Genomic DNA, 21,335 nt, shown 5'->3' on the forward strand with positions numbered 1-21,335 from the left:
ATGCCAGCACTCAGTGGCTTTCTATGGCTGATTAGCTACTGGCTTATCGGTGAAGTGGTAATCCATTTCACCGCTTTGCCGATCTCGTCAGGCGTGATCGGCATGTTGCTGCTCTGCGCTACGCTCGCCGTTCGAGGCCGAGTCCCTACTAGCATTGCCGCTGCCGCCCAACCACTCATTGCGCTACTCGCCATGCTGATTATGCCTGGCGTTGTGGGTGTGTTTTTCATCATCGGTGAACTGGCCGGGCAGTGGAGTGCCATTCTTATTGCCTTGGTGTTGGGTACGTTACTCAGCGTGATAACCACGCTGTGGCTGCTCAAGCGACTAATCGGGCAGCCGCATGTCCGCTGATACACCGCTGCTCACTCTATTAACCACCACCCCGCTATTTGCGGTGGGGTTAACGCTCGCCGCTTATTTGCTTGGTAGTGCTCTGTTCCAGCGTTTAAAGCGCCCTTCTTGGCTTCCCGCTATTTTGATCGCGGCGCTGCTACTGGCGGGAGCGTTAGCGCTGATAGGGCTGCCTTACGCTACCTATCAGCAGGGGGCCACATGGCTAACGGTGCTATTGGGGCCAGCCACGGTGGCGCTGGGTATGCCGCTTTATCAACAGTTGCCGCGGATTGTTGAATTATGGCGACCATTGGCGATTTGTTTACCCATCGCCGCAACGCTGGCGGCTTGCTATTCACTGGCAATTGCTTGGTTACTGGGCAGCTCGGACACCATACTCGCTTCCATTGCCGCTAAATCGGTAACCGCGCCTATCGCTATCGGCATTACGGAACAGCTTGGTGGTACGGTAGCCCTGCTGTTGGGTGCGCTGTTGGTCACCGGGGTGATCACGATTCCCTGTGTCAGCCTCGCTGCGCGTTGGCTGCATATTGACGATGAGCGCTTGATCGGTTTCGCCTTGGGGCTTAACGGCCATGCCATTGGCACGGTAAGAGCATTTGAGATCAGCCCCACCGCTGGGGCTTTTGCATCACTGGGCATGAGCCTTACCGGTATTTTCACTGCAGTGCTGCTGCCACTCGCCTGGCGATTAATAAGCATGGGCAGCTGATAGGCACCAGCAGTTGATAAGAATCGTCCGCTGAAATACGTTATCATCGCAACGAGTTCTAGCCTATTTCGATTATTGTTGATTCACTTTTAAGAGCCACCCTTCTGCATGGCTAATTCTGCTCCCAAGTATCGCATCGCCATTAACGGTTACGGACGCATTGGCCAATGCGTGTTGCGGGCGCTCGTCGAGCGGCGACATCCCGAACTTGAAGTGGTCGCCATTAATGAACTCTCTGATCTCGCGACCATCACCTATCTAACCCGTTACGACACCACCCATGGCCGCTTTCCCGGTGACGTCGATAACGACGGTCAGTACCTTATCGTCAACGGCCAGCGCATCCAGGTACTCTGCGAACAAGATCCACACAAGTTACCCTGGAAGGCGCTTGATGTGGATCTGGTGCTGGAGTGCTCCGGGAGCTTTAAAGATCGTGCCACCGCTGAGCTGCACTTAGCGGCAGGCGCTAAGCGGCTGCTGTTTTCCCAGCCAGCGGAAAATGATGTCGATGCCACCATTGTGTGGGGCATTAATGAAGGTGAGCTGGCGCTTTCCCAGCGCATACTCTCTGCCGCTTCGTGCACCACCAACTGCCTGGTGCCGCTGTTGACCGTTCTGGATGAAGCTCTCGGCCTTGAGCACGGTGTCACCACGACGATTCATTCGGCGATGAATGACCAGCCGGTGATCGATGCCTACCACCAGACCGACCTGCGTCTGACCCGCTCGGCAATGCACTCCATTGTGCCGGTGGATACCGGCTTGGCGCTGGGTATTAGCCGCTTGATGCCCAATCTTGCGAACCGCTTTGAGTGCCTGCACGTACGTGTTCCCACTATCAATGTCTCTGCCATGGACGTGGCACTCACCGTCAGCCGCGACACTCACCGCGACGATGTAAATAACCTGCTGCTGGCCGCCAGTCAGCAGCGCTTAAAGGGCGTGCTTGGCTATACTGAAGCGCCTATGGCGTCGGTTGATTTTAATCACGACCCTCGCTCAGGCATCCTGGACGCTACCCAAACCCGAGTGGCTGGCAAGCGCCTTATCAAACTGCTGTGCTGGTTCGACAATGAGTGGGGGTTCGCTAACCGTATGCTCGATATTAGCCAGCGACTGGCCAGACTTTCGACAGAAACGTAACCTATTTGCATTAACTGTTTATATTGAGTTCCACGGCCTAAACACGAGGAAACCGCTTCCATGAATGTAAAAAAGATGACTGACCTTCCCCTGGAAGGACAACGCGTGCTGATTCGTGAAGATTTGAATGTGCCCATCAAACATGGCCGCGTCTCCAGCGATGCCCGCCTGCGCGCCGCACTGCCGACCATTCAAGCCGCCGCAAAGGCTGGGGCGAAGGTGATGTTGATGAGCCATTTAGGGCGCCCCACCGAAGGTGAACCCGCTGAGGAGTTTTCCCTCGCGCCGGTGGCTGAGCACTTGGGTGAACTGTTAGGCCGCCCAGTGCCGCTGATCAAAGCCTATCTCGGTGAAACGGTCGGCGAAACGCTGGATCTCGCCAATGGCGACGTCGTACTGCTAGAGAACGTGCGCTTTAACAGCGGCGAGAAAAAAGATGATGAGCAGTTGGCGAAACAGTACGCCGCGCTGTGCGATATCTTTGTGATGGACGCTTTTGGCACCGCCCACCGTGCCCAAGCCTCTACCCATGGCGTGGCGCGTTTTGCCCCTAGCGCCTGCGCTGGCCCTTTGCTTGCCCAGGAACTCGATGCACTTGAGAAAGCGCTGGCACACCCGGCTCGGCCCATGGCAGCCATCGTCGGCGGCTCGAAGGTCTCTACCAAGCTGGATGTCCTCACCGCGCTGGCTGATAAATGTGATCAACTGATTGTCGGCGGCGGCATCGCCAACACCTTTATTGCCGCCGCGGGGTACAATGTCGGTAAATCACTCCATGAGGCTGATTTGGTGGGCCAAGCCAAAGCACTGATGGAGAAGGTCTCGATTCCACTTCCTACCGATGTTGTCGTTGCCACCGAGTTTTCTGAGTCGGCCAAGGCCGTTGTCAAGCCGGTCGACCAGGTGGCTGATAACGAGATGATTCTGGATATTGGCCCAGACACCGCTGCACATTTGGCCAGCATGCTTAAGGATGCTGGCACTATTTTATGGAATGGGCCTGTCGGCGTCTTTGAAATCGATCAATTCGGTAAAGGTACCCAGGTAATCGCCCAGGCTATCGCTGATAGCGCAGGTTTCTCTATTGCCGGTGGCGGCGATACCTTAGCGGCCATTGATAAATATGCTATTGCGGATCGCGTTTCGTACATTTCAACCGGTGGCGGCGCCTTTCTTGAGTATGTCGAAGGCAAGCAGTTGCCTGCCGTTGCTGCACTCGAAGCCGCCGCCAAACGCGGTTAACATTACACGACTTGAATCTAAACACTCACCATCGTTCAAACTGGTAGCTCAGTCTTTAAACCCAATTTTGACAACCCAGTCTTTACAACATAGATAAGGTAACTTCATGGCTTTGATCAGCATGCGCCAGATGCTCGACCACGCCGCCGAATATGGTTACGGCATTCCGGCGTTCAACGTCAACAACCTTGAGCAGATGCGCGCCATTATGGAAGCCGCTGATGCCACCGATTCGCCGGTCATCGTGCAAGCATCTGCCGGTGCACGCAAGTACGCGGGTGCGCCCTTCCTGCGCCATCTGATTTTGGCGGCCGTCGAAGAGTTTCCGCATATCCCTGTGGTCATGCACCAGGATCACGGCACCAGCCCTGCGGTCTGCCAGCGTTCTATTCAGCTCGGCTTCTCCTCGGTGATGATGGATGGCTCGCTGGGTGAAGATGGTAAAACGCCCACCGACTACGACTATAACGTCAATGTTACCCGCCGCGCGGTGGAAATGGCTCACGCCTGTGGCGTTTCCGTCGAAGGCGAGTTGGGCTGCCTGGGCAGCCTGGAAACCGGCATGGCCGGTGAAGAAGACGGTATTGGCGCGGAAGGCAAGCTGGATATGGAGCAACTGCTTACCGACCCAGAAGAAGCCGCAGAGTTTGTGAAAGCGACCCATGTGGACGCACTGGCGATTGCCATTGGCACCAGCCACGGCGCTTACAAGTTCACTAAGCCGCCTACCGGTGACACGCTCTCTATCCAGCGTATTAAAGAGATCCACGCGCGAATTCCGGACACCCATCTGGTCATGCACGGCTCTTCTTCTGTTCCCCAGGAGTGGCTGGAAGTGATTAACCAGCACGGCGGTGAGATCCCCGAAACGTACGGCGTGCCAGTCGAAGAGATCGTTGAGGGCATTAAGCACGGCGTGCGTAAGGTCAACATCGACACCGACCTACGCTTGGCGTCTACCGGTGCCGTGCGTCGCTTCCTGGCTGAGAACCCGTCAGAATTCGACCCACGTAAGTTCTTGAAAGAGACCGTTACCGCGATGCGCGATCTATGTATCGCCCGCTACGAAGCCTTTGGTACGGCCGGCAATGCCAGTAAGATTAAGCCGATCAGCTTGGAAGAGATGTTCCTGCGCTATGAGCGCGGCGAACTGGCTCCCAAGGTAAAATAAGCTTGTAATTGGCCCACTTTCGAAAAAGACGACCAACCGGTCGTCTTTTTTTGTGGCTAATTAAATAGATATTGCAATGCAGCATAGATGCGCTAACACTGGAGATGAGGTCACGATGTCTCGTGTTCCAGCAAGGAGGCCACAACGCTGATGAAACCCACAACTTCCCTTCCCCTAATGCCCACTCCCCCGGTAGCGATGTTCGATATATGGAAAGTCGGTATCATGGCCTTTGAGCTATGGTCGACGTCTTTGTCGACGATCACTATGCGAAATCATTTATGGCAAACACAGCCGTTTTTCAGCCCCAAAATGATGCAAGAAAATCAACGTATGGTCACCGAAAAACTCGAGGCCAGCATGGAAGCTGGCCTCGTCATGCAAAAAGCGCTGCTCAACTCAATGAGCGGCAAGCAGGCTCCCTGGTGGGTGACCAGCCAGCGCACAATGAAGCCTTACCATCAGCGTAGTAGCGCTAACTCGCGCCGACTCGCCCAGTAACGCTTAGGCACTGACGTTATTCATTATCGTCGGTGTCATCCTCGTCATCTTCGCTATTCTCTTCTTCGCTACTGTGAATAGCATCGTCGGGACTACCAGTGCCGCCCGTGCCCGCCTCTGGGTTTCGCTCTTCACTCTCACCAGATTCTAACTCGACGTCAGCCTCGCCCTCGCTAGTGGCTACTTCTTCGTTTTTCTCTTCCTCCTCTTCTTCTTCACGGACGCGTGCCTGCTCATCAGCGCCTTCGGAATCGCTAGAAGAAGCGCCTTCACCTTCATCACGCTTTACTGATCCCGCTTTAATGCCGTACTCCTCTTCAAGCGTTTCATCATCCAGAGGTTCGTGCTGTTCACCCTCAGACGCATGATTATCAGCAAACACATAGCCAGTGGTCGTTAATAAGGCAGCGCTAAGTGCAAAGGGTAGAAACCAAGGGGTTAATCGCATTAGGCATTCTCCATGTTGTGATTATGAAAGAATAGTGCATCCCCACTATCTCTTCAGCGCAGCTGAGGCATTTCCATCGCTTGTACTACTGCGTCTGCTGACGCTAGATGGCCTACAACAGTAGCCAGCAAAATGAGTGTAGCCATTTAAGCTGGCTCAAGAGTCACGTTCAGGCAAGCAAAAAATAACAAAACAGTGTTCACAAATGACGTAAAATCCCGTTCAATAGCAGTATGGATGGCTTCAACTAACACTGGCAGTGCATAAGCCGCTGCAAGGAACCACAATGCCGCTCCCACTTTTGCTGTTTGACTGTGATGGCACTCTTGTCGATAGCGAGCCGCTACTGGCTGAAGAGATGGCTGCCGGGCTCAATTCAGTAGGCCTGCCTTTCGCGTCTACTGATTATCTTGGCGAATTTCGTGGAGCGCGCTTTCGACGCATCGTTGCTGAACTGCAACAACGCTACGGTAACGTTGACCCTGACCAGCTTGACCGCATGGAAGTCTCTATGCGAGCCAATCTAGCCACCCGGCTTGCCCAAGAGCTGACCACCATCCCCGGCGCCCAAGAAGCGCTGGATACTCTGGCGGCTTATCCCAGTGCAGTGGTTTCTAATGGGCCTGAAAGCAAAATTCATACGGCTTTAGAAGCGACAGGGCTCAGCCACTACTTCGGTAAACGTTTTTTCAGTGGCTATACCGCTAATTGCTGGAAGCCCGAACCCTGTTTACATCTACACGCAGCGAGTATCATGGGCTATTCAGCGCATGACTGCATTGCCATAGACGATGCCTTAGTAGGCGTACGCGCGGCGCTTCAGGCGGGAATGACGGTGATCCACTTAAACCGTTTCCCGGATGCCGAGACAACGCCTGAAAACGCTATCATGATCAGTAATATGTATCAGCTACCCGCTGTAGTGGAGCGACTCACCCGTGAGTATTGGCAAACCCCTGTGCCCCAACACTCAATTGGAGGATAAAAATGGCCTCTTTACGAGACCAGCTCGGTGGGCTGGTTTATTCCACCGAACATGGCAAAACCTGCCCCACTTGCCGCGAGCCACTCAATGACTGCCACTGCGATGATCTGAGCGAACAGCAGCGGCTGGCGGCGCTTGATGGCGTAGTACGCATTCGCCGCGAAACGAGTGGCCGTAAAGGTAAAGGCGTGACCACCGTCAGTGGCATTCCTCTGCCTGGCGAAGAGCTTAAAACGTTAGCTAAAACGCTTAAAAAGCGGTGTGGAACGGGTGGGGCAGTTAAAGAGGGTATTATTGAAATTCAAGGCGACCACCGCGACACCCTGCGTCAGGAGTTAAGCGCCCTTGGCTACCAAGTTAAACTCGCTGGGGGTTAGCCTCCTCTACGCCACTATAACTTTCCATCGGGGCTTACCATCGGGTAAGTCACTATAGAGCAAGGCACTGCAATGGCTTGGCTGGAATACGTGCTACCCCTGATTTTTTTATTCCCCATGGCGGCAATGGCCAGTATTGTCCTCGCGCTGCGCAGCCTGCACGATGCTCGCGTTCACTCTCCATTCAACGCCCCCCTTCATGAGCCGGGTCAAGCGCTACGGCACCGCCTTGACCAAGCGTTTTCCAGCCTTTTTTTAAATGGTGCATTAGGGCCCATTATCAGCCTCGCTCCGCTAGTTTACGGAATGGGCCGTATGTTGTTTGTGGATAAGCAGGACTGGGTTGAGTGGGCGCTGTATGGGCTGCTTAGTACGTTGCTGGTACTGACTTTTTCATTATTGCTGGTACGCGACTATCAGCGTATCCGACGGCTAAAGTTAGGCTTAGCCTGTGAGCTCGCCGTTGGCCAAGAGCTGGAGCGCTTAGTCCGCCCTGATGCACACCCTTACTATGTATTCCACGATGTGCCTACCGATAGCTTCACGATCGATCACGTCGTAGTAACGCCCCATGGCGTATTTGTGGTTGAGACACGGGCAAGAACACTCGCTATCGGCACCGATGGCAATGAGCTCAATACAGTCGCGGTGGAACGCGAGCGGTTGCGCTTTCCCCATGGGCAAGAACGTCGGCCACTGCATAAAACTCGCCAAGGGGTTAACTGGCTGACTCACTGGTTAGAGCGGCGCTGTGGCGTGCCCGTCCCGGTACGGGGCGTATTGGTGCTGCCGGGTTGGAAAATAGATAACAGCGAAGCCGCTCCTGATATTTTAGTGGTCAGCGGGGACACGCTTGCTAAGCAGCTGACCGAGCTGACCCCAGGCCCACTCAACGATGCCATCCATGACAAGGTCATTAATGTGCTTCTTGAGCGCGCTCAGTTGATGGAGTTGAAGCACCTGAGCCAACCTTCGGTTTAATTAAACAGTACTCAATCACCGCGCAGTCGGCCGCCCATCTCCTGGGCTAGATCCACCGCGTAGTGGTCTGTCATCCCACCGATAAAGTCCAGCATTCGCCGATAGCTATCGTAGAGTGACCAAGATGGCAGGGGCGTGTTTTCACCTATCAGGGCCAGTACACGCTGGTGTTTAAACGATGAGTGCCCTGTGTGGTGAAGCTCGTGTGCAGCGCCAATAAAGGCTTCCAACAGGATACCCAGTGTCGTATAGGCGCCAATCTCGAGCTTCGCCTTACGCTCATTCTGGAAAATGCGCTCTCGAGCCAACTGCTTCGCCGCTTGAACACCCCATCCCAGGTCAGGGTGGCACAGCTCCAACAGATCCTCACTGAGTGTGCCGCTCAGCAGGGCCTGCTCGTGCTGCACAAACACCGTGCCAACATCATTGACCGCGCGCTCCATCGCAGCTCCTCGCAGCAGTGCAATGCGGCGCCGCTGTGACACATTACGATCTTGCATTTCGGCATACTCGGGCGGAAACTCTCCGGCAATTTGGCGCAGTATTTCGACAACCTCTTCATAGCGCAAGATGCCCATCTCCAAACCATCTTCCAGATCCAACAGGGCATAGCAGATATCATCTGCCGCCTCGACCAGCCACGCCAGTGGATGGCGACACCAGCGCTGCTCGCCTTGGGGCAACAACCCTACCGCTTCAGCCACCTCTTTGAGCAGCACCTGCTCTGACTGATAGGCGCCAAACTTGCCCGCTCGACCACCATAACGAACCGTCCAAGGGTATTTAAGCAATGCACCCAAGGTGGCCGCAGAAAGCCGCATACCGCCATTAAACTGGTTATATTCGATCTGGGTAATCACCCGAAAACCCTGGGCGTTGCCTTCATAGGTCAACAGATCTTCGCGCTCAGCGTTTGAAAGGCCTTCTAACAGGCCACTGCTTTGAGCGCGCTGAAACCAATCACGGATTGCATACTCTCCCGCATGGCCAAAAGGGGGATTCCCGATGTCATGTCCCAGGCACGCTGTTTGGACAATGACGCCAAGGTCAGCAGGCGTAATCCATTCAGGCAGGCGATCGCGCAGCAACTCCCCCACAATCATGCCCAAGGAGCGGCCTACACAGCCAACCTCCAGCGAGTGAGTTAGGCGCGTATGAATATGATCGTTTTCGGTTAGCGGATGCACCTGGGTCTTGCGCCCTAGGCGTCTAAATGAACCTGAGAAAACAATACGGTCGTGATCTTTATGAAACGGGCTACGACCGATTTCACGGGTACTTGTTGAGCGTTGATCGTGAAGACGTCGTGGGGAAAGTAACTGTTCCCAGCGCATCTGAGTCATGGGCATTCCTCCTGAGGAGTGCATTCTGACATAAAACGCCGGAAAACCGCACGTTAGTGTGAGGTGTGAGGCGTGAGGCGTGAGGCGTGAGGCGTGAGGCGTGAGGCGTGAGGCGTGAGGCGTGAGGCGTGAGGCGTGAGGCGTGAGGCGTGAGGCGGAACAGGATATTCGGGAGATAGCCATTCGCCAACGTTTTCTACTCACTCCTCACTATTTACCCCTCACGCAAAAAAAATCCCCCAGGGCATCAGCCCTGGGGGATTTTTTCAAATAAGTGCCTGACGATGACCTACTCTCGCATGGGGAGACCCCACACTACCATCGGCGCTAAGCGGTTTCACTTCTGAGTTCGGCAAGGGATCAGGTGGTTCACGCGTGCTATGGTCGTCAGGCGTAACTGTTAATGTACATCATGCTGACTCTAGCGTTGCTTGCTAATTGTGTGCGTCTCATCGCCTGTCGCCCTGGCGTTATGTCGCTTGGGCCACACGCTGCGTATCCGGTTTTCATTGACGTCATCATCGCGACCAGACCCCTTGGGTGTTATAGGGTCAAGCCTCACGGGCCATTAGTACACGTTAGCTCAACGCCTTGCAGCGCTTCCACACCGTGCCTATCAACCAGCTGGTCTCGCTGGGCCCTTCAGGAGGCTCTAGGCCTCAGGGATGTCTCATCTTGAAGGGGGCTTCCCGCTTAGATGCTTTCAGCGGTTATCCCGTCCGACCATAGCTACCCGGCAATGCCACTGGCGTGACAACCGGAACACCAGAGGGTCGTCCACTCCGGTCCTCTCGTACTAGGAGCAGCCCTTCTCAAACATCCAACGCCCACGGCAGATAGGGACCGAACTGTCTCACGACGTTCTAAACCCAGCTCGCGTACCACTTTAAATGGCGAACAGCCATACCCTTGGGACCGACTTCAGCCCCAGGATGTGATGAGCCGACATCGAGGTGCCAAACACCGCCGTCGATGTGAACTCTTGGGCGGTATCAGCCTGTTATCCCCGGAGTACCTTTTATCCGTTGAGCGATGGCCCTTCCATACAGAACCACCGGATCACTAGAACCTGCTTTCGCACCTGCTCGACGTGTCTGTCTCGCAGTCAAGCACCCTTATGCTCTTGCACTCATTGCACGATGTCCGACCGTGCTGAGGGTACCTTCGTGCTCCTCCGTTACTCTTTAGGAGGAGACCGCCCCAGTCAAACTACCCACCACACACTGTCCTCGATCCGGATAACGGACCTGAGTGAGAACGCCAATGATGCCAGGCTGGTATTTCAAGGTTGGCTCCCTCCGAACTGGCGTCCAGAGTTCTAAGCCTCCCAGCTATCCTACACAGGCAACATCAGCGTCCAGTGTGAAGCTATAGTAAAGGTTCACGGGGTCTTTCCGTCTAGCCGCGGGTACACCGCATCTTCACGGCGATTTCAATTTCACTGAGTCTCGGGTGGAGACAGCGTGGCCATCATTACGCCATTCGTGCAGGTCGGAACTTACCCGACAAGGAATTTCGCTACCTTAGGACCGTTATAGTTACGGCCGCCGTTTACCGGGGCTTCAATCAAGAGCTTCGCCTTGCGGCTAACACCATCATTTAACCTTCCGGCACCGGGCAGGCGTCACACCCTATACGTCCGCTTGCGCGTTAGCAGAGTGCTGTGTTTTTAATAAACAGTTGCAGCCACCTGGTATCTTCGACCGGTTCGGGCTAGGAGAGCAAGTCTCTTCACCCTACGCCGGCGTGCCTTCTCCCGAAGTTACGGCACCATTTTGCCTAGTTCCTTCACCCGAGTTCTCTCAAGCGCCTTGGGATTCTCACCCTGACCACCTGTGTCGGTTTGGGGTACGGTCGCACATGATCTGAAGCTTAGAGGCTTTTCCTGGAAGCGTGGCATCAGTGACTTCCTGACCGTGGTCAGTTCGTCTCGTGTCTCGGCTTTAAGACCCCGGATTTACCTAAGGTCTCGGCCTACTCACTTTCACCAGGACTACCAACGCCTGGCTCACCTAGCCTTCTTCGTCCCCCCATCGCAACCATGTCCGGTACGGGAATATTGACCCGTTTCCCATCGACTACGCCTTTCGGCCTCGCCTTAGGGGCCGACTCACTCTGCTCCGATTAGCGTCGAACAGAAACCCTTGGTCTTCCGGCGAGGGAGTTTTTCACTCCCTTTATCGTTACTCATGTCAGCATTCGCACTCGTGATACCTCCAGCGAACTTCTCAATTCACCTTCATTGGCTTACACGACGCTCCTCTACCGCGAATTCCTATCGAAATAGAAACTCACCCGTAGCTTCGGTACCTGGTTTAGCCCCGTTACATCTTCCGCGCAGGCCGACTCGACTAGTGAGCTATTACGCTTTCTTTAAAGGATGGCTGCTTCTAAGCCAACCTCCTAGCTGTCTGAGCCTTCCCACATCGTTTCCCACTTAACCAGGATTTCGGGACCTTAGCTGACGGTCTGGGTTGTTTCCCTTTTCACGACGGACGTTAGCACCCGCCGTGTGTCTCCCACGCTCTACTCACCGGTATTCGGAGTTTGCCTCGGGTTGGTAAGTCGGGATGACCCCCTAGCCGAAACAGTGCTCTACCCCCGGCGGTACTACGTGAGGCGCTACCTAAATAGCTTTCGAGGAGAACCAGCTATCTCCGAGCTTGATTAGCCTTTCACTCCGATCCACAAGTCATCCAAATCTTTTTCAACAGATCCTGGTTCGGGCCTCCAATTGATGTTACTCAATCTTCACCCTGCTCATGGATAGATCGCTCGGTTTCGGGTCTATATCCAGCGACTGTGTCGCCCAGTTAAGACTCGGTTTCCCTACGGCTCCCCTATACGGTTAACCTCGCCACTGAATATAAGTCGCTGACCCATTATACAAAAGGTACGCAGTCACAGAACAAGTCTGCTCCTACTGCTTGTACGCACACGGTTTCAGGATCTATTTCACTCCCCTCTCCGGGGTTCTTTTCGCCTTTCCCTCACGGTACTGGTTCACTATCGGTCAGCCAGGAGTATTTAGCCTTGGAGGATGGTCCCCCCGTCTTCAGTCAAGGTTTCTCGTGCCCCGACCTACTCGATTTCACATGATCAGATTTTCGACTACGGGGCTATCACCCGCTACGGCCACGCTTCCCAGCGTGTTCGCCTAATCAGTCTCATGCTTAAGGGCTGGTCCCCGTTCGCTCGCCGCTACTAGGGGAATCTCGGTTGATTTCTTTTCCTCAGGGTACTTAGATGTTTCAGTTCCCCTGGTTCGCCTCGTACACCTATGTATTCAGTGCACGATACTCATCTTGTGATGAGTGGGTTTCCCCATTCAGAAATGCCCGGGTCACAGGTTGTTGCCACCTCACCGAGCCTTATCGCAGGCTACCACGTCTTTCATCGCCTCTGGCTGCCTAGGCATCCACCGTGTGCGCTTCATTGCTTGACCCTATAACCCGAAGGAGTCTGGCATCTCGCAATGATCACGTTTCATTTTGCCGGATACGCTTGAGACGTATCACAATTTAAGACCACTTCTTACGAAGTGTTCTTGTCAGCATGATATACATTGTTAAAGAGCGACTGCTATAAGCAGTGATAAGCGTTCTTTCATATTAAAAAAGAAAAAGACCTTTAAGACCTTAAAAGCTATTTTTTCTTTTTAACGTGAAAAAAACAGAGCCACTTATCACTGCGTATCAACAGTATTCTGATCAGGTAATTCATTGTGGACGCTTACCGACTGTGACGCATCGTTTAAGGAGGTGATCCAGCCGCAGGTTCCCCTACGGCTACCTTGTTACGACTTCACCCCAGTCATGAACCACACCGTGGTGATCGCCCTCTTGCGTTAGGCTAACCACTTCTGGTGCAGTCCACTCCCATGGTGTGACGGGCGGTGTGTACAAGGCCCGGGAACGTATTCACCGTGACATTCTGATTCACGATTACTAGCGATTCCGACTTCACGGAGTCGAGTTGCAGACTCCGATCCGGACTGAGACCGGCTTTAAGGGATTCGCTGACTCTCGCGAGCTCGCAGCCCTTTGTACCGGCCATTGTAGCACGTGTGTAGCCCTACCCGTAAGGGCCATGATGACTTGACGTCGTCCCCACCTTCCTCCGGTTTGTCACCGGCAGTCTCCTTAGAGTTCCCGACATTACTCGCTGGCAAATAAGGACAAGGGTTGCGCTCGTTACGGGACTTAACCCAACATTTCACAACACGAGCTGACGACAGCCATGCAGCACCTGTCTTACAGTTCCCGAAGGCACACCAGAATCTCTTCCGGCTTCTGTAGATGTCAAGGGTAGGTAAGGTTCTTCGCGTTGCATCGAATTAAACCACATGCTCCACCGCTTGTGCGGGCCCCCGTCAATTCATTTGAGTTTTAACCTTGCGGCCGTACTCCCCAGGCGGTCGACTTATCGCGTTAACTTCGCCACAAAGTGCTCTAGGCACCCAACGGCTGGTCGACATCGTTTACGGCGTGGACTACCAGGGTATCTAATCCTGTTTGCTACCCACGCTTTCGCACCTCAGTGTCAGTGTCAGTCCAGAAGGCCGCCTTCGCCACTGGTATTCCTCCCGATCTCTACGCATTTCACCGCTACACCGGGAATTCTACCTTCCTCTCCTGCACTCTAGCCTGACAGTTCCGGATGCCGTTCCCAGGTTGAGCCCGGGGCTTTCACAACCGGCTTATCAAGCCACCTACGCGCGCTTTACGCCCAGTAATTCCGATTAACGCTTGCACCCTCCGTATTACCGCGGCTGCTGGCACGGAGTTAGCCGGTGCTTCTTCTGCGAGTGATGTCTTTCCTACCGGGTATTAACCGATAGGCGTTCTTCCTCGCTGAAAGTGCTTTACAACCCGAGGGCCTTCTTCACACACGCGGCATGGCTGGATCAGGGTTGCCCCCATTGTCCAATATTCCCCACTGCTGCCTCCCGTAGGAGTTCGGGCCGTGTCTCAGTCCCGATGTGGCTGATCATCCTCTCAGACCAGCTACGGATCGTTGCCTTGGTGAGCCATTACCTCACCAACTAGCTAATCCGACATAGGCTCATCCAATAGCGGGAGCCGAAGCCCCCTTTCTCCCGTAGGACGTATGCGGTATTAGCCTGGGTTTCCCCAGGTTATCCCCCACTATCGGGCAGATTCCTATGCATTACTCACCCGTCCGCCGCTCGTCAGCGGGTAGCAAGCTACCCCTGTTACCGCTCGACTTGCATGTGTTAGGCCTGCCGCCAGCGTTCAATCTGAGCCATGATCAAACTCTTCAGTTTAAGATCTATGTGATCCTTACATGTCACCCGAAGGCAACAAAAGCGGATCAAACTTGGCTCAAGGTTCAAACGAATTCATTCAAAACAGATCCCAAAGGACGAATCCTTTAAAACCTTATTGCTTGAGTCGCTTGCCTTGATATTGGGTGATTTGTCACCAACATCAGCAAGCGCCCACATGAATTACCTGATCAAATTGTTAAAGAGCTGTTTCGCTGTTAGGTTGCTGTGAAAGCAACCGGGCTGCCGTTGACTTGGCTTGCCTCAGCGAGGAAGGCGTATTCTACGCATTTCCTGGTGTTTGTCAATCGCTGTTTTTTTAGCGAGCGAGGCGAGCGATACAACCTGCTCTAACCTCCTGACAAACCGAAAGTTTTCACCTTCATTCACCGCTGGTAACGCTTGGCGTCCCCGGCAGCGGATGCGTACTTTACGGATTCGCTGCCGGGTTGGCAAGCGGTTTTGTAGAAAAATTACAGATTGTCCGCCATGCGTGAATGAAAGCCCTTCGGCACTACCCTCATTGGCGGTTACACTAGCGCTATCTACCACCTTACTGAGGTCCGCCATGAGCCACCACCTGCTAACTGTCGACTCATTAAACCGCGAAAGCGTTGATCATTTACTGCGTGTGGCTGCACGCATGGAGCCGATTGCTCAGCGGCGCCAAGTAACGCGGGTGTTAGAAGGAGCAGTACTGGGTAATCTTTTTTTTGAAGCAAGCACCAGGACAAGGGTGAGTTTCAATGCCGCTTTCTGCCGCTTAGGCGGCAGCGTGTGCGATACCACCGGCTTTACCTTTTCCTCTATGGCCAAGGGAGAATCGCTATACGATACCAGCCGGGTAATGAGCGGTTATTGTGATGCGATTGTAATGCGTCACCCCGACCAGGGCTCGGTGGCTGAGTTTGCCGCGGCGACCAATGTGCCGGTAATTAATGGCGGCGATGGCCCAGGGGAGCATCCCAGCCAAGCGCTGCTTGACCTCTATACCATTGATAAGGAGTTTCAGCGACTGGGCAAATCACTCAGTGGCGCCCACATTCTTCTCACTGGCGATTTAAAATTCGGCCGTACTGTCCATTCACTGATTAAGCTCCTGTCACTCTATGACCCGCTGCGTATTACCCTGGTATCACCGCCGGGTCTTGAGATGCCTTCCAAGCTCATTGACTTAGTGGCGTCTCGCGGTCACCGCATTGAGCAGCGCGACTCACTGGCCACCGACTTTGCAGATTTAGATGTGGTGTACACCACGCGCATCCAAAAAGAGCGCTTCACCGACGAAATGAATGAGAGCTTTCAGGGGTTATCCGATGACTTTATGGTCAATCGCGACTTCTTGGATCACCGCTGCAGTCAAAGCACGATTGTGATGCACCCGCTGCCGAGAGATAGCCGACCCGGCGCGAATGATTTAAATGTGGATCTTAATGGCGACCCACGTCTGGCGATTTTCCGACAAACCGATAACGGCATTCCTATGCGGATGGCGATTTTCGCAACGTTGTTAGATGTCGACAAATTGATCGAGCAAGATTTGCGCCCTGTGCGCTGGTACGTTCCAAGCCAAACGGGCACGCTGGATCGTTAAAGCTCAAGAACTTAAGAAGAGAATTTAAAGATAGCGGTTATAGGGATAGACGCCCGCCAGGTAAACCTTCCTGGTGGGCAAACCAGCCTTCAAGAATAAGAATAGCCGCAATACCATCGACACTATCTTGACGATAGTTACCTTTATGGCCTGCCTCGCGAGCGATTATTTTCGCTTCCCGCGTGGTGCCTCGCTCATCAACCATTTCACATGGCTTGCCAAAACGGCCATGCAGACGATTACCAAACTTACGAGCGCGAGCGCTCATCTCTGACTCGCTACCATCCATATTCAGCGGTAACCCCACCACTAGCAGATCCGGCTGCCACTCGTTAAGTAGCCGTGAAACGACATTCCAGTCGGGAATCCCATCCCGTGCCGTCAAGGGAGTCAACTCCCGAGCGCTGTGCAGTAGCTCGTTGCCTACCGCCACACCGATACGCCGGGTGCCATAGTCAAAGGCCAGGATTAAGCGTTGCCCCGCCTCGGCCATCAGGCGTGCCCCGCGTCTCGGGTCATTAAATTAAGATCAATACCTAACAAACCAGCCGCCGCGGTTAAACGCTCGATAGGTGGGGTATTGAAGAGCACGTTGCTCTCGGCTTCTACCGTTAGCCAGCTGTTCTCCTTCAACTCCTCTTCCAATTGCCCGACTTCCCAGCCCGCGCAGCCTAAGCAGACTAAAAAGTGCTCTGGCCCCTCGCCAGCGGCAAAGGCCTGAAGAATATCCAGCGAGGTGGTCAGCGCAATACCGTCCTCCACCTGGATACTCGAGTCCCACTGCTGGCTATCGCCGACATGCAGAATGAAGCCACGGTCTTTATGCATAGGCCCGCCATAATAAACCGGCGCATTACGATGTGGGCTTGTTTCACCGCCTAATTCCAGCTGATCAAACAGCGCCTCAAGCGTGATCTCTAACGGTCGGTTAGTAATCACCCCCATGCAGCCGTTGTTATCGTGATCGCAAAGATAGATCAGACTACCGGCAAAATTAGGATCTTCTAAATGCGGCATAGCCATTAGAAAGTGATGTTTCAAACTTTGCATGCGTCTCCCACTGCCTGCTGGCATCTCAGCAGACATAGCGTAATAAGTGTCATTATAAGAGTGAAGCCGTGCCTAGGCTAAGCGGCGCTCGATGGCATCCAGCAGTAAACCGGCAATATTGGTGCCCCGCTGATCATCAATTTCACGCACACAGGTGGGGCTGGTGACGTTGATTTCAGTAATATAGTCACCGATGACATCGAGGCCGACAAACATTAAGCCTTTGTCCCGAATCATGGGCTGTACCTGCTGAATTAGCCAGCGATCACGATCAGTAAGCTCGCGACTCACGCCCCGCCCTCCGGCAGCTAGATTGCCACGAGTCTCGCCCGCAGAGGGTATACGCGCCAGTCCAAAAGGAACGGGCTCACCATCGACTAACAGAATACGCGTATCGCCATTCTTAATTTCCGGCAGGTAGCGCTGAGCCATAATTTGCCGCTGCCCGCGCAAGGTAAGCTGCTCAATGACCGCGCCGATATTACGGCCTTCCGGGCCAATATGAAAAATGCCGGTACCGCCCATGCCATCCAGTGGCTTGAAGATTACATCGCCGTGCTCCGCATGGAAGGCGCGCAGTACATCGTCGCGGCTGGCCACAAGCGTCGGCGCGCAGCACTGAGGAAACTGTTGCGCAAACAGCTTTTCATTACACTGCAACAGCGCTGCCGTGGGGTTAACCACCAGCACACCCTCACGCTCAGCAAAACCTAATAAATGCACGGCGTTAGTGAAATCGGCATCGACGGGCGGGTCTTTACGCATCAACACCACATCCAGCTCAACCATTGGACGCGCAGAGGGCTCGCCCAGGTCGTACCAGTGGTTCGGATCACGATGCACCGTTAACGGCCGCATACGTGCGTAGGCTTGCCCTGCATTCAAGAAAAGGTCTTCCTGCTCCATATAGTGCAGGGTATAACCGCGCTCCTGGGCGGCCCATAGCATGGCCATGGTGGTGTCTTTCTTGTAAGCGATGTCGCTGATGGGATCCATCACAACGCCGAGATGCAGATTTGATTGGCTCATCGGGGGCACTATCCAAACATGAACAATAGAGGCCCAGTATGCCGTACTGCCCGCTAGGCTCCAACTGCCCCAGCTAACTACTCGCCGAGCGCGCTAGGCACTATGCGAATAGCATTAGGCTCCAGAGTGATTAACTGCTGCTTATAAAGCCGCCCAATGGCTTGTTTATAAGCACTTTTACTCACCCCTAAGCGTGCTTTAACTTCATGGGCAGGGCTTTTATCCCCGAGTGCCAAATAGCCGCCGCTTTCACGTAGCGCCTGCATAATTTTGTCACCGACTACATCTAAACGCGCAGCGCCTGGCGGTAGCAGCGAGATATTGAGGCGGCCATCTTCACGACGCTGCTTCACATAGCCTTTAACGGATTGGCCACGGCGCAATGGCTGAGTGACGTCGTCCTGGTAAATTAGCCCCCAGTAGCGGTGATTCACCGCCACCTTCATCCCCAGGTCAGTTCGCTCCGCCACCACTACGGCGACTTCGTCGCCCTTTTCCATGGCCCAGGCGTCATCGGTCAAAAAACGATCCAGCTTCATCGACGCCACTGGCCGCCCCTGGTCGTCGCTGTACAGCATAACCAGAACACGTTTACCGGGATCAGGGCGAAAATGCTGCTCGCTAAACGGTAGCAACACATCTTTTGGCTGCCCCCACTGCAAAAACGCGCCGATGTTATTGACGGCCGTAACCGTTAGGTACGCCACTTCTCCCAACTGGGCGGCTGCATCGCTGGCGGATCGGGGGGATGAGTATGACTCACGCACCATGGGTAACGTCCTTCAAGAAAATAGACCAACATTATGGTGCCTGACACCCACAGGGCAAAGCGAGATAGCATTTTTTAGTGGTTGAAAGCATGTCTGCCGCCTGAAAAAGCAAACACCACACAACCTGCTACTCTCAAAACACTAGACAAAATTAGGCGTAGAGGAGCGAACATGGAAGGGTTCACGCTTTTTGATACGGTAGTTTTGATTGGTTACATCAGCTTAATCGCCTGGATTGGTTCACGCTTCGGCAAAGATCAGCATAACCCCGAAGACTATTTTCTAGGCGGTCGCAAAATCCCCGGCTGGGCCATCGGTCTTTCGGTCATGGCAACCCAAGCCAGCGCGATCACCTTTATCGGGGCGCCGGGCTGGGGCTTCGAGGGAGGCCTTGAACGCCTGGTGACGTTTATCAATGTGCCCTTGGCCATGATCGTGTTGATTTTGGTGCTGGTACCTATTTTCCACCGCGCGGGCATCTATAGTATCTACGAACTGCTGGAGCGTCGTTTCGGCCCAGCGACGCGTACCCTTACCGCCCTGCTGTTTCTGATTGCCCGCGGCCTAGCCACTGGCGTGGTGCTCTATGCGCCAGCGCTCGTGCTTGCGGTGGTGACCGGTTGGAGCGTGAACCTCACCATTATCATTATGGCGGTACTGGCGATCAGCTATACCGTGCTGGGCGGTATCAGCGCGGTGATCTGGACTGACGTGGTGCAAATGTTCGTGCTCTGGCTTGGCGCGCTGTTAAGCATCTTCTTTTTAGTGACCAGCCTGCCTGGCGGTTGGGGCGATGTCTTCGAGTTTGGCGCGGCCAGCGGGATGTTCAACGCCATCGATTTGTCCTTCGACCCCAGCGTGACCTACTCGCTATGGGCCGGACTGTTCGGTGGCTTTTTCCTGCATGTGGCCTACTTCGGCACCGACCAGAGCCAAATCCAGCGAGTGCTCTCAAGCCCATCAGTGCTCGATGCTCAGCGCTCGCTGCTGATTGGCGGCTACCTGCTGATTCCGCAGATGCTGCTGTTTCTATTTATTGGCGTCATTTTGGCCACCTATTACCAGCAGCATGGGCTAACACCACCCGAGGATCTCAATGAGCTGCTGCCCCGCTATGTCGTCAGTGCCTTTCCCTCAGGCATGGCGGGACTAGTCATTGCCGGAGTGTTTGCCGCGGCGATGTCGAGCCTCGACTCGGCGCTCAACTCGCTTTCGGCGGTAACCGTGCGGGATTTTTATAGTCGCTATATCAACCCCAATGCCAGCGATGCTCATTATCTGAAAGCATCACGCATGGCCACCATTTTCTGGGGGCTTTATGCCACCCTGTTTGCTTTCTTCGCCGGTAATCTTGGCCCTGTGATCGAGGCGGTCAACCAAATCGGCTCGTGGTTTTATGGGGCGCTACTAGGTACCTTCCTATTGGCTATTTTTAGCCACCGCTCCAACGCACGAGGAGCGATGGCCGGACTGATTGCCGGTATGCTCTCCGTATGGGCTGTCTCTGCGCTCCTCGATATCTCGTGGCTGTATAACAACACGGTGGGGGTAGTGGTTTCGATGAGCGTTGGCTACCTCGTTAGCCTAACAGCGCCCGCCCCCAGCCAAGATCAGCTAAGCGATGTGATGATGGCCGAAGCCGCGCCGGATATGCAGGCCGTATTGGCCGCGAGAGCCGATAACGCCCAGGTGATTGGTCAAGAGGCACGGTTGACGCGCCGTCGCTGTATCGGCCTATTCGCTTGGTTTTGTCTCATACTGGGCATGCTAGCGCTGCTGCAGGGGTGGGCAAATGGCTGAACGCTTAACACTTGCGCGGCGGATTGAAGAAGATACTGCTAAACGGTGCTTACAGCGACTTGGCGCGACGGCTTGCGAACCTGCCTGGGTTGGCCTCTGGGCGACCGCACTTGGCCTGCCTAATGGCACGCCGGGGGCTTGGCTACTGTGTGCTAAGGAAATGCGCCGCGCACTGCTATTAGTGGGTGCCGAACTACCCACCCAGGTCGAAGAACCCAGCTCAGCACTTAACATTGATAGCGGTTTACCGCCAACGCCAGAAGCACTGAACCGGCTGTGGCTATGGGAGCGTATGGCGACACCACGTCACTGGCGAATCCAGGTGCTGGGTAGCACCCCGACGCCGATATGGCTGCCTTGCTGGCTGGGCTATGCGCGCGGCCGGCAACACCGCTTGCTGGTGATCAGTGGGCTATCAGGTGAACCGCTGCCGATGCTTAAACCCATCGTGCTTAAGGGCCTTCAGCAGGCATATCGAAATGGGCCGGAATCAGAGACAAAGCGTTCAGAGGCAAGCGAACGAAGGGAAAAAGCAGTTTGAT

18 protein-coding genes and 3 rRNA genes are annotated in these 21,335 nt (G+C 54.4%); 12 read left to right on the forward strand and 9 right to left on the reverse strand.

The genetic code is table 11. The features are described from left to right. The 6 genes from HZS52_RS04095 to HZS52_RS04120 all read left to right on the forward strand — a co-directional run bounded on the left by HZS52_RS04095 (position 1) and on the right by HZS52_RS04120 (position 5,129). Positions 1–354: a CidA/LrgA family protein gene (locus tag HZS52_RS04095; protein WP_159175972.1), complete on the forward strand. Its 354-nt coding sequence runs from the start codon at positions 1–3 to the stop codon at positions 352–354. Further along, a complete protein-coding gene (locus tag HZS52_RS04100) occupies positions 344–1,069 on the forward strand; it encodes an LrgB family protein (protein ID WP_009288691.1) in 726 nt (241 codons plus the stop codon). Before HZS52_RS04095 ends, HZS52_RS04100 begins: the two co-directional genes overlap by 11 nt. 108 nt (positions 1,070–1,177) lie before the next feature. Then, the gene (locus HZS52_RS04105; protein ID WP_190374190.1) at positions 1,178–2,215 is read left to right on the forward strand and encodes a type I glyceraldehyde-3-phosphate dehydrogenase; all 1,038 of its coding nucleotides are present in this window, start codon (positions 1,178–1,180) and stop codon (positions 2,213–2,215) included. A gap of 60 nt (positions 2,216–2,275) precedes the next feature. Further along, positions 2,276–3,457 (forward strand): phosphoglycerate kinase, encoded by a 1,182-nt coding sequence (locus HZS52_RS04110; RefSeq protein WP_041159554.1) that lies wholly within the window; start codon positions 2,276–2,278, stop codon positions 3,455–3,457. Positions 3,458–3,563: 106 nt separating this feature from the next. Then, positions 3,564–4,628, forward strand: a complete 1,065-nt coding sequence (gene fba, locus HZS52_RS04115; protein WP_009288694.1) for a class II fructose-bisphosphate aldolase — start codon at positions 3,564–3,566, stop codon at positions 4,626–4,628. A gap of 150 nt (positions 4,629–4,778) precedes the next feature. Continuing rightward, the gene (locus tag HZS52_RS04120; RefSeq protein WP_223828045.1) at positions 4,779–5,129 is read left to right on the forward strand and encodes a hypothetical protein; all 351 of its coding nucleotides are present in this window, start codon (positions 4,779–4,781) and stop codon (positions 5,127–5,129) included. A gap of 16 nt (positions 5,130–5,145) precedes the next feature. Here the strand turns inward: HZS52_RS04120 and HZS52_RS04125 are convergent, their stop codons facing one another. Then, positions 5,146–5,577 (reverse strand): hypothetical protein, encoded by a 432-nt coding sequence (locus HZS52_RS04125; protein ID WP_138801699.1) that lies wholly within the window; start codon positions 5,575–5,577, stop codon positions 5,146–5,148. Between the two features lie 286 nt (positions 5,578–5,863). Here HZS52_RS04125 and HZS52_RS04130 point away from each other — a divergent pair, with 286 nt between their 5' ends. The 3 genes from HZS52_RS04130 (at position 5,864) to HZS52_RS04140 (ending at position 7,920) form a co-directional block, all read left to right on the forward strand. Further along, entirely contained in the window at positions 5,864–6,562 is a 699-nt protein-coding gene (locus HZS52_RS04130; RefSeq protein WP_027958964.1) for an HAD family hydrolase, read from the forward strand. Positions 6,563–6,564: 2 nt separating this feature from the next. Next, positions 6,565–6,939: a translation initiation factor Sui1 gene (locus HZS52_RS04135; RefSeq protein WP_027958965.1), complete on the forward strand. Its 375-nt coding sequence runs from the start codon at positions 6,565–6,567 to the stop codon at positions 6,937–6,939. A gap of 72 nt (positions 6,940–7,011) precedes the next feature. Beyond that, complete coding sequence (locus HZS52_RS04140) at positions 7,012–7,920, forward strand: nuclease-related domain-containing protein (RefSeq protein ID WP_138801698.1); 909 nt, start codon at positions 7,012–7,014, stop codon at positions 7,918–7,920. Positions 7,921–7,931: 11 nt separating this feature from the next. Here HZS52_RS04140 and HZS52_RS04145 read toward each other — a convergent pair whose 3' ends face one another. The 4 genes from HZS52_RS04145 to HZS52_RS04160 form a co-directional block, all read right to left on the reverse strand. After that, positions 7,932–9,263 carry a deoxyguanosinetriphosphate triphosphohydrolase gene (locus HZS52_RS04145; protein WP_138801697.1) on the reverse strand — a complete coding sequence of 444 codons (1,332 nt, stop codon included), beginning with the start codon at positions 9,261–9,263 and terminating at the stop codon, positions 7,932–7,934. A 276-nt stretch (positions 9,264–9,539) separates the two neighbouring features. Continuing rightward, positions 9,540–9,655 (reverse strand): 5S ribosomal RNA (gene rrf, locus HZS52_RS04150). A 155-nt stretch (positions 9,656–9,810) separates the two neighbouring features. Beyond that, positions 9,811–12,708, reverse strand: a 23S ribosomal RNA gene (locus HZS52_RS04155). Between the two features lie 309 nt (positions 12,709–13,017). Next, positions 13,018–14,550: ribosomal RNA gene (locus tag HZS52_RS04160) — 16S ribosomal RNA — on the reverse strand. The 16S, 23S and 5S rRNA genes sit together here, the layout of an rRNA operon. Positions 14,551–15,118: 568 nt before the next feature. Between HZS52_RS04160 and HZS52_RS04165 the strand changes: the two genes are divergently transcribed. Further along, positions 15,119–16,144 carry an aspartate carbamoyltransferase gene (locus tag HZS52_RS04165; protein ID WP_159177875.1) on the forward strand — a complete coding sequence of 342 codons (1,026 nt, stop codon included), beginning with the start codon at positions 15,119–15,121 and terminating at the stop codon, positions 16,142–16,144. A 37-nt stretch (positions 16,145–16,181) separates the two neighbouring features. Here the strand turns inward: HZS52_RS04165 and ruvX are convergent, their stop codons facing one another. The 4 genes from ruvX to HZS52_RS04185 all read right to left on the reverse strand — a co-directional run bounded on the left by ruvX (position 16,182) and on the right by HZS52_RS04185 (position 18,993). Further along, positions 16,182–16,637: a Holliday junction resolvase RuvX gene (gene ruvX, locus HZS52_RS04170; protein ID WP_144810127.1), complete on the reverse strand. Its 456-nt coding sequence runs from the start codon at positions 16,635–16,637 to the stop codon at positions 16,182–16,184. Then, the gene (locus HZS52_RS04175; RefSeq protein ID WP_159177874.1) at positions 16,637–17,194 is read right to left on the reverse strand and encodes a YqgE/AlgH family protein; all 558 of its coding nucleotides are present in this window, start codon (positions 17,192–17,194) and stop codon (positions 16,637–16,639) included. The genes ruvX and HZS52_RS04175 overlap by 1 nt, the downstream gene beginning before the upstream one ends. Before the next feature lie 72 nt (positions 17,195–17,266). After that, positions 17,267–18,223 carry a glutathione synthase gene (gshB, locus tag HZS52_RS04180; RefSeq protein WP_027958467.1) on the reverse strand — a complete coding sequence of 319 codons (957 nt, stop codon included), beginning with the start codon at positions 18,221–18,223 and terminating at the stop codon, positions 17,267–17,269. Positions 18,224–18,300: 77 nt separating this feature from the next. Then, entirely contained in the window at positions 18,301–18,993 is a 693-nt protein-coding gene (locus HZS52_RS04185; protein WP_159177873.1) for a CvfB family protein, read from the reverse strand. A gap of 171 nt (positions 18,994–19,164) precedes the next feature. On the opposite strand from HZS52_RS04185, the gene HZS52_RS04190 reads away from it, so the two are divergent. Both HZS52_RS04190 and HZS52_RS04195 read left to right on the forward strand, forming a co-directional pair. Continuing rightward, positions 19,165–20,793 (forward strand): sodium:solute symporter family protein, encoded by a 1,629-nt coding sequence (locus HZS52_RS04190; RefSeq protein ID WP_159177872.1) that lies wholly within the window; start codon positions 19,165–19,167, stop codon positions 20,791–20,793. Next, positions 20,786–21,334: a hypothetical protein gene (locus HZS52_RS04195; RefSeq protein WP_159177871.1), complete on the forward strand. Its 549-nt coding sequence runs from the start codon at positions 20,786–20,788 to the stop codon at positions 21,332–21,334. Before HZS52_RS04190 ends, HZS52_RS04195 begins: the two co-directional genes overlap by 8 nt. Position 21,335: the final 1 nt, after the last annotated feature.

Origin of the sequence: Vreelandella titanicae, assembly GCF_014697095.1 — a bacterium.
Taxonomy (GTDB): domain Bacteria; phylum Pseudomonadota; class Gammaproteobacteria; order Pseudomonadales; family Halomonadaceae; genus Vreelandella; species Vreelandella titanicae.

Coding starts and splice junctions, on each gene's coding strand:
- HZS52_RS04095 (WP_159175972.1), top strand. CDS start 1: ATGCCAGCACTCAGTGGCTTTCTATGGCTGATTAGCTACTGGCTTATC.
- HZS52_RS04100 (WP_009288691.1), top strand. CDS start 344: ATGTCCGCTGATACACCGCTGCTCACTCTATTAACCACCACCCCGCTA.
- HZS52_RS04105 (WP_190374190.1), top strand. CDS start 1,178: ATGGCTAATTCTGCTCCCAAGTATCGCATCGCCATTAACGGTTACGGA.
- HZS52_RS04110 (WP_041159554.1), top strand. CDS start 2,276: ATGAATGTAAAAAAGATGACTGACCTTCCCCTGGAAGGACAACGCGTG.
- fba (WP_009288694.1), top strand. CDS start 3,564: ATGGCTTTGATCAGCATGCGCCAGATGCTCGACCACGCCGCCGAATAT.
- HZS52_RS04120 (WP_223828045.1), top strand. CDS start 4,779: ATGAAACCCACAACTTCCCTTCCCCTAATGCCCACTCCCCCGGTAGCG.
- HZS52_RS04125 (WP_138801699.1), bottom strand. CDS start 5,577: ATGCGATTAACCCCTTGGTTTCTACCCTTTGCACTTAGCGCTGCCTTA.
- HZS52_RS04130 (WP_027958964.1), top strand. CDS start 5,864: ATGCCGCTCCCACTTTTGCTGTTTGACTGTGATGGCACTCTTGTCGAT.
- HZS52_RS04135 (WP_027958965.1), top strand. CDS start 6,565: ATGGCCTCTTTACGAGACCAGCTCGGTGGGCTGGTTTATTCCACCGAA.
- HZS52_RS04140 (WP_138801698.1), top strand. CDS start 7,012: ATGGCTTGGCTGGAATACGTGCTACCCCTGATTTTTTTATTCCCCATG.
- HZS52_RS04145 (WP_138801697.1), bottom strand. CDS start 9,263: ATGACTCAGATGCGCTGGGAACAGTTACTTTCCCCACGACGTCTTCAC.
- HZS52_RS04165 (WP_159177875.1), top strand. CDS start 15,119: ATGAGCCACCACCTGCTAACTGTCGACTCATTAAACCGCGAAAGCGTT.
- ruvX (WP_144810127.1), bottom strand. CDS start 16,637: ATGGCCGAGGCGGGGCAACGCTTAATCCTGGCCTTTGACTATGGCACC.
- HZS52_RS04175 (WP_159177874.1), bottom strand. CDS start 17,194: ATGCAAAGTTTGAAACATCACTTTCTAATGGCTATGCCGCATTTAGAA.
- gshB (WP_027958467.1), bottom strand. CDS start 18,223: ATGAGCCAATCAAATCTGCATCTCGGCGTTGTGATGGATCCCATCAGC.
- HZS52_RS04185 (WP_159177873.1), bottom strand. CDS start 18,993: ATGGTGCGTGAGTCATACTCATCCCCCCGATCCGCCAGCGATGCAGCC.
- HZS52_RS04190 (WP_159177872.1), top strand. CDS start 19,165: ATGGAAGGGTTCACGCTTTTTGATACGGTAGTTTTGATTGGTTACATC.
- HZS52_RS04195 (WP_159177871.1), top strand. CDS start 20,786: ATGGCTGAACGCTTAACACTTGCGCGGCGGATTGAAGAAGATACTGCT.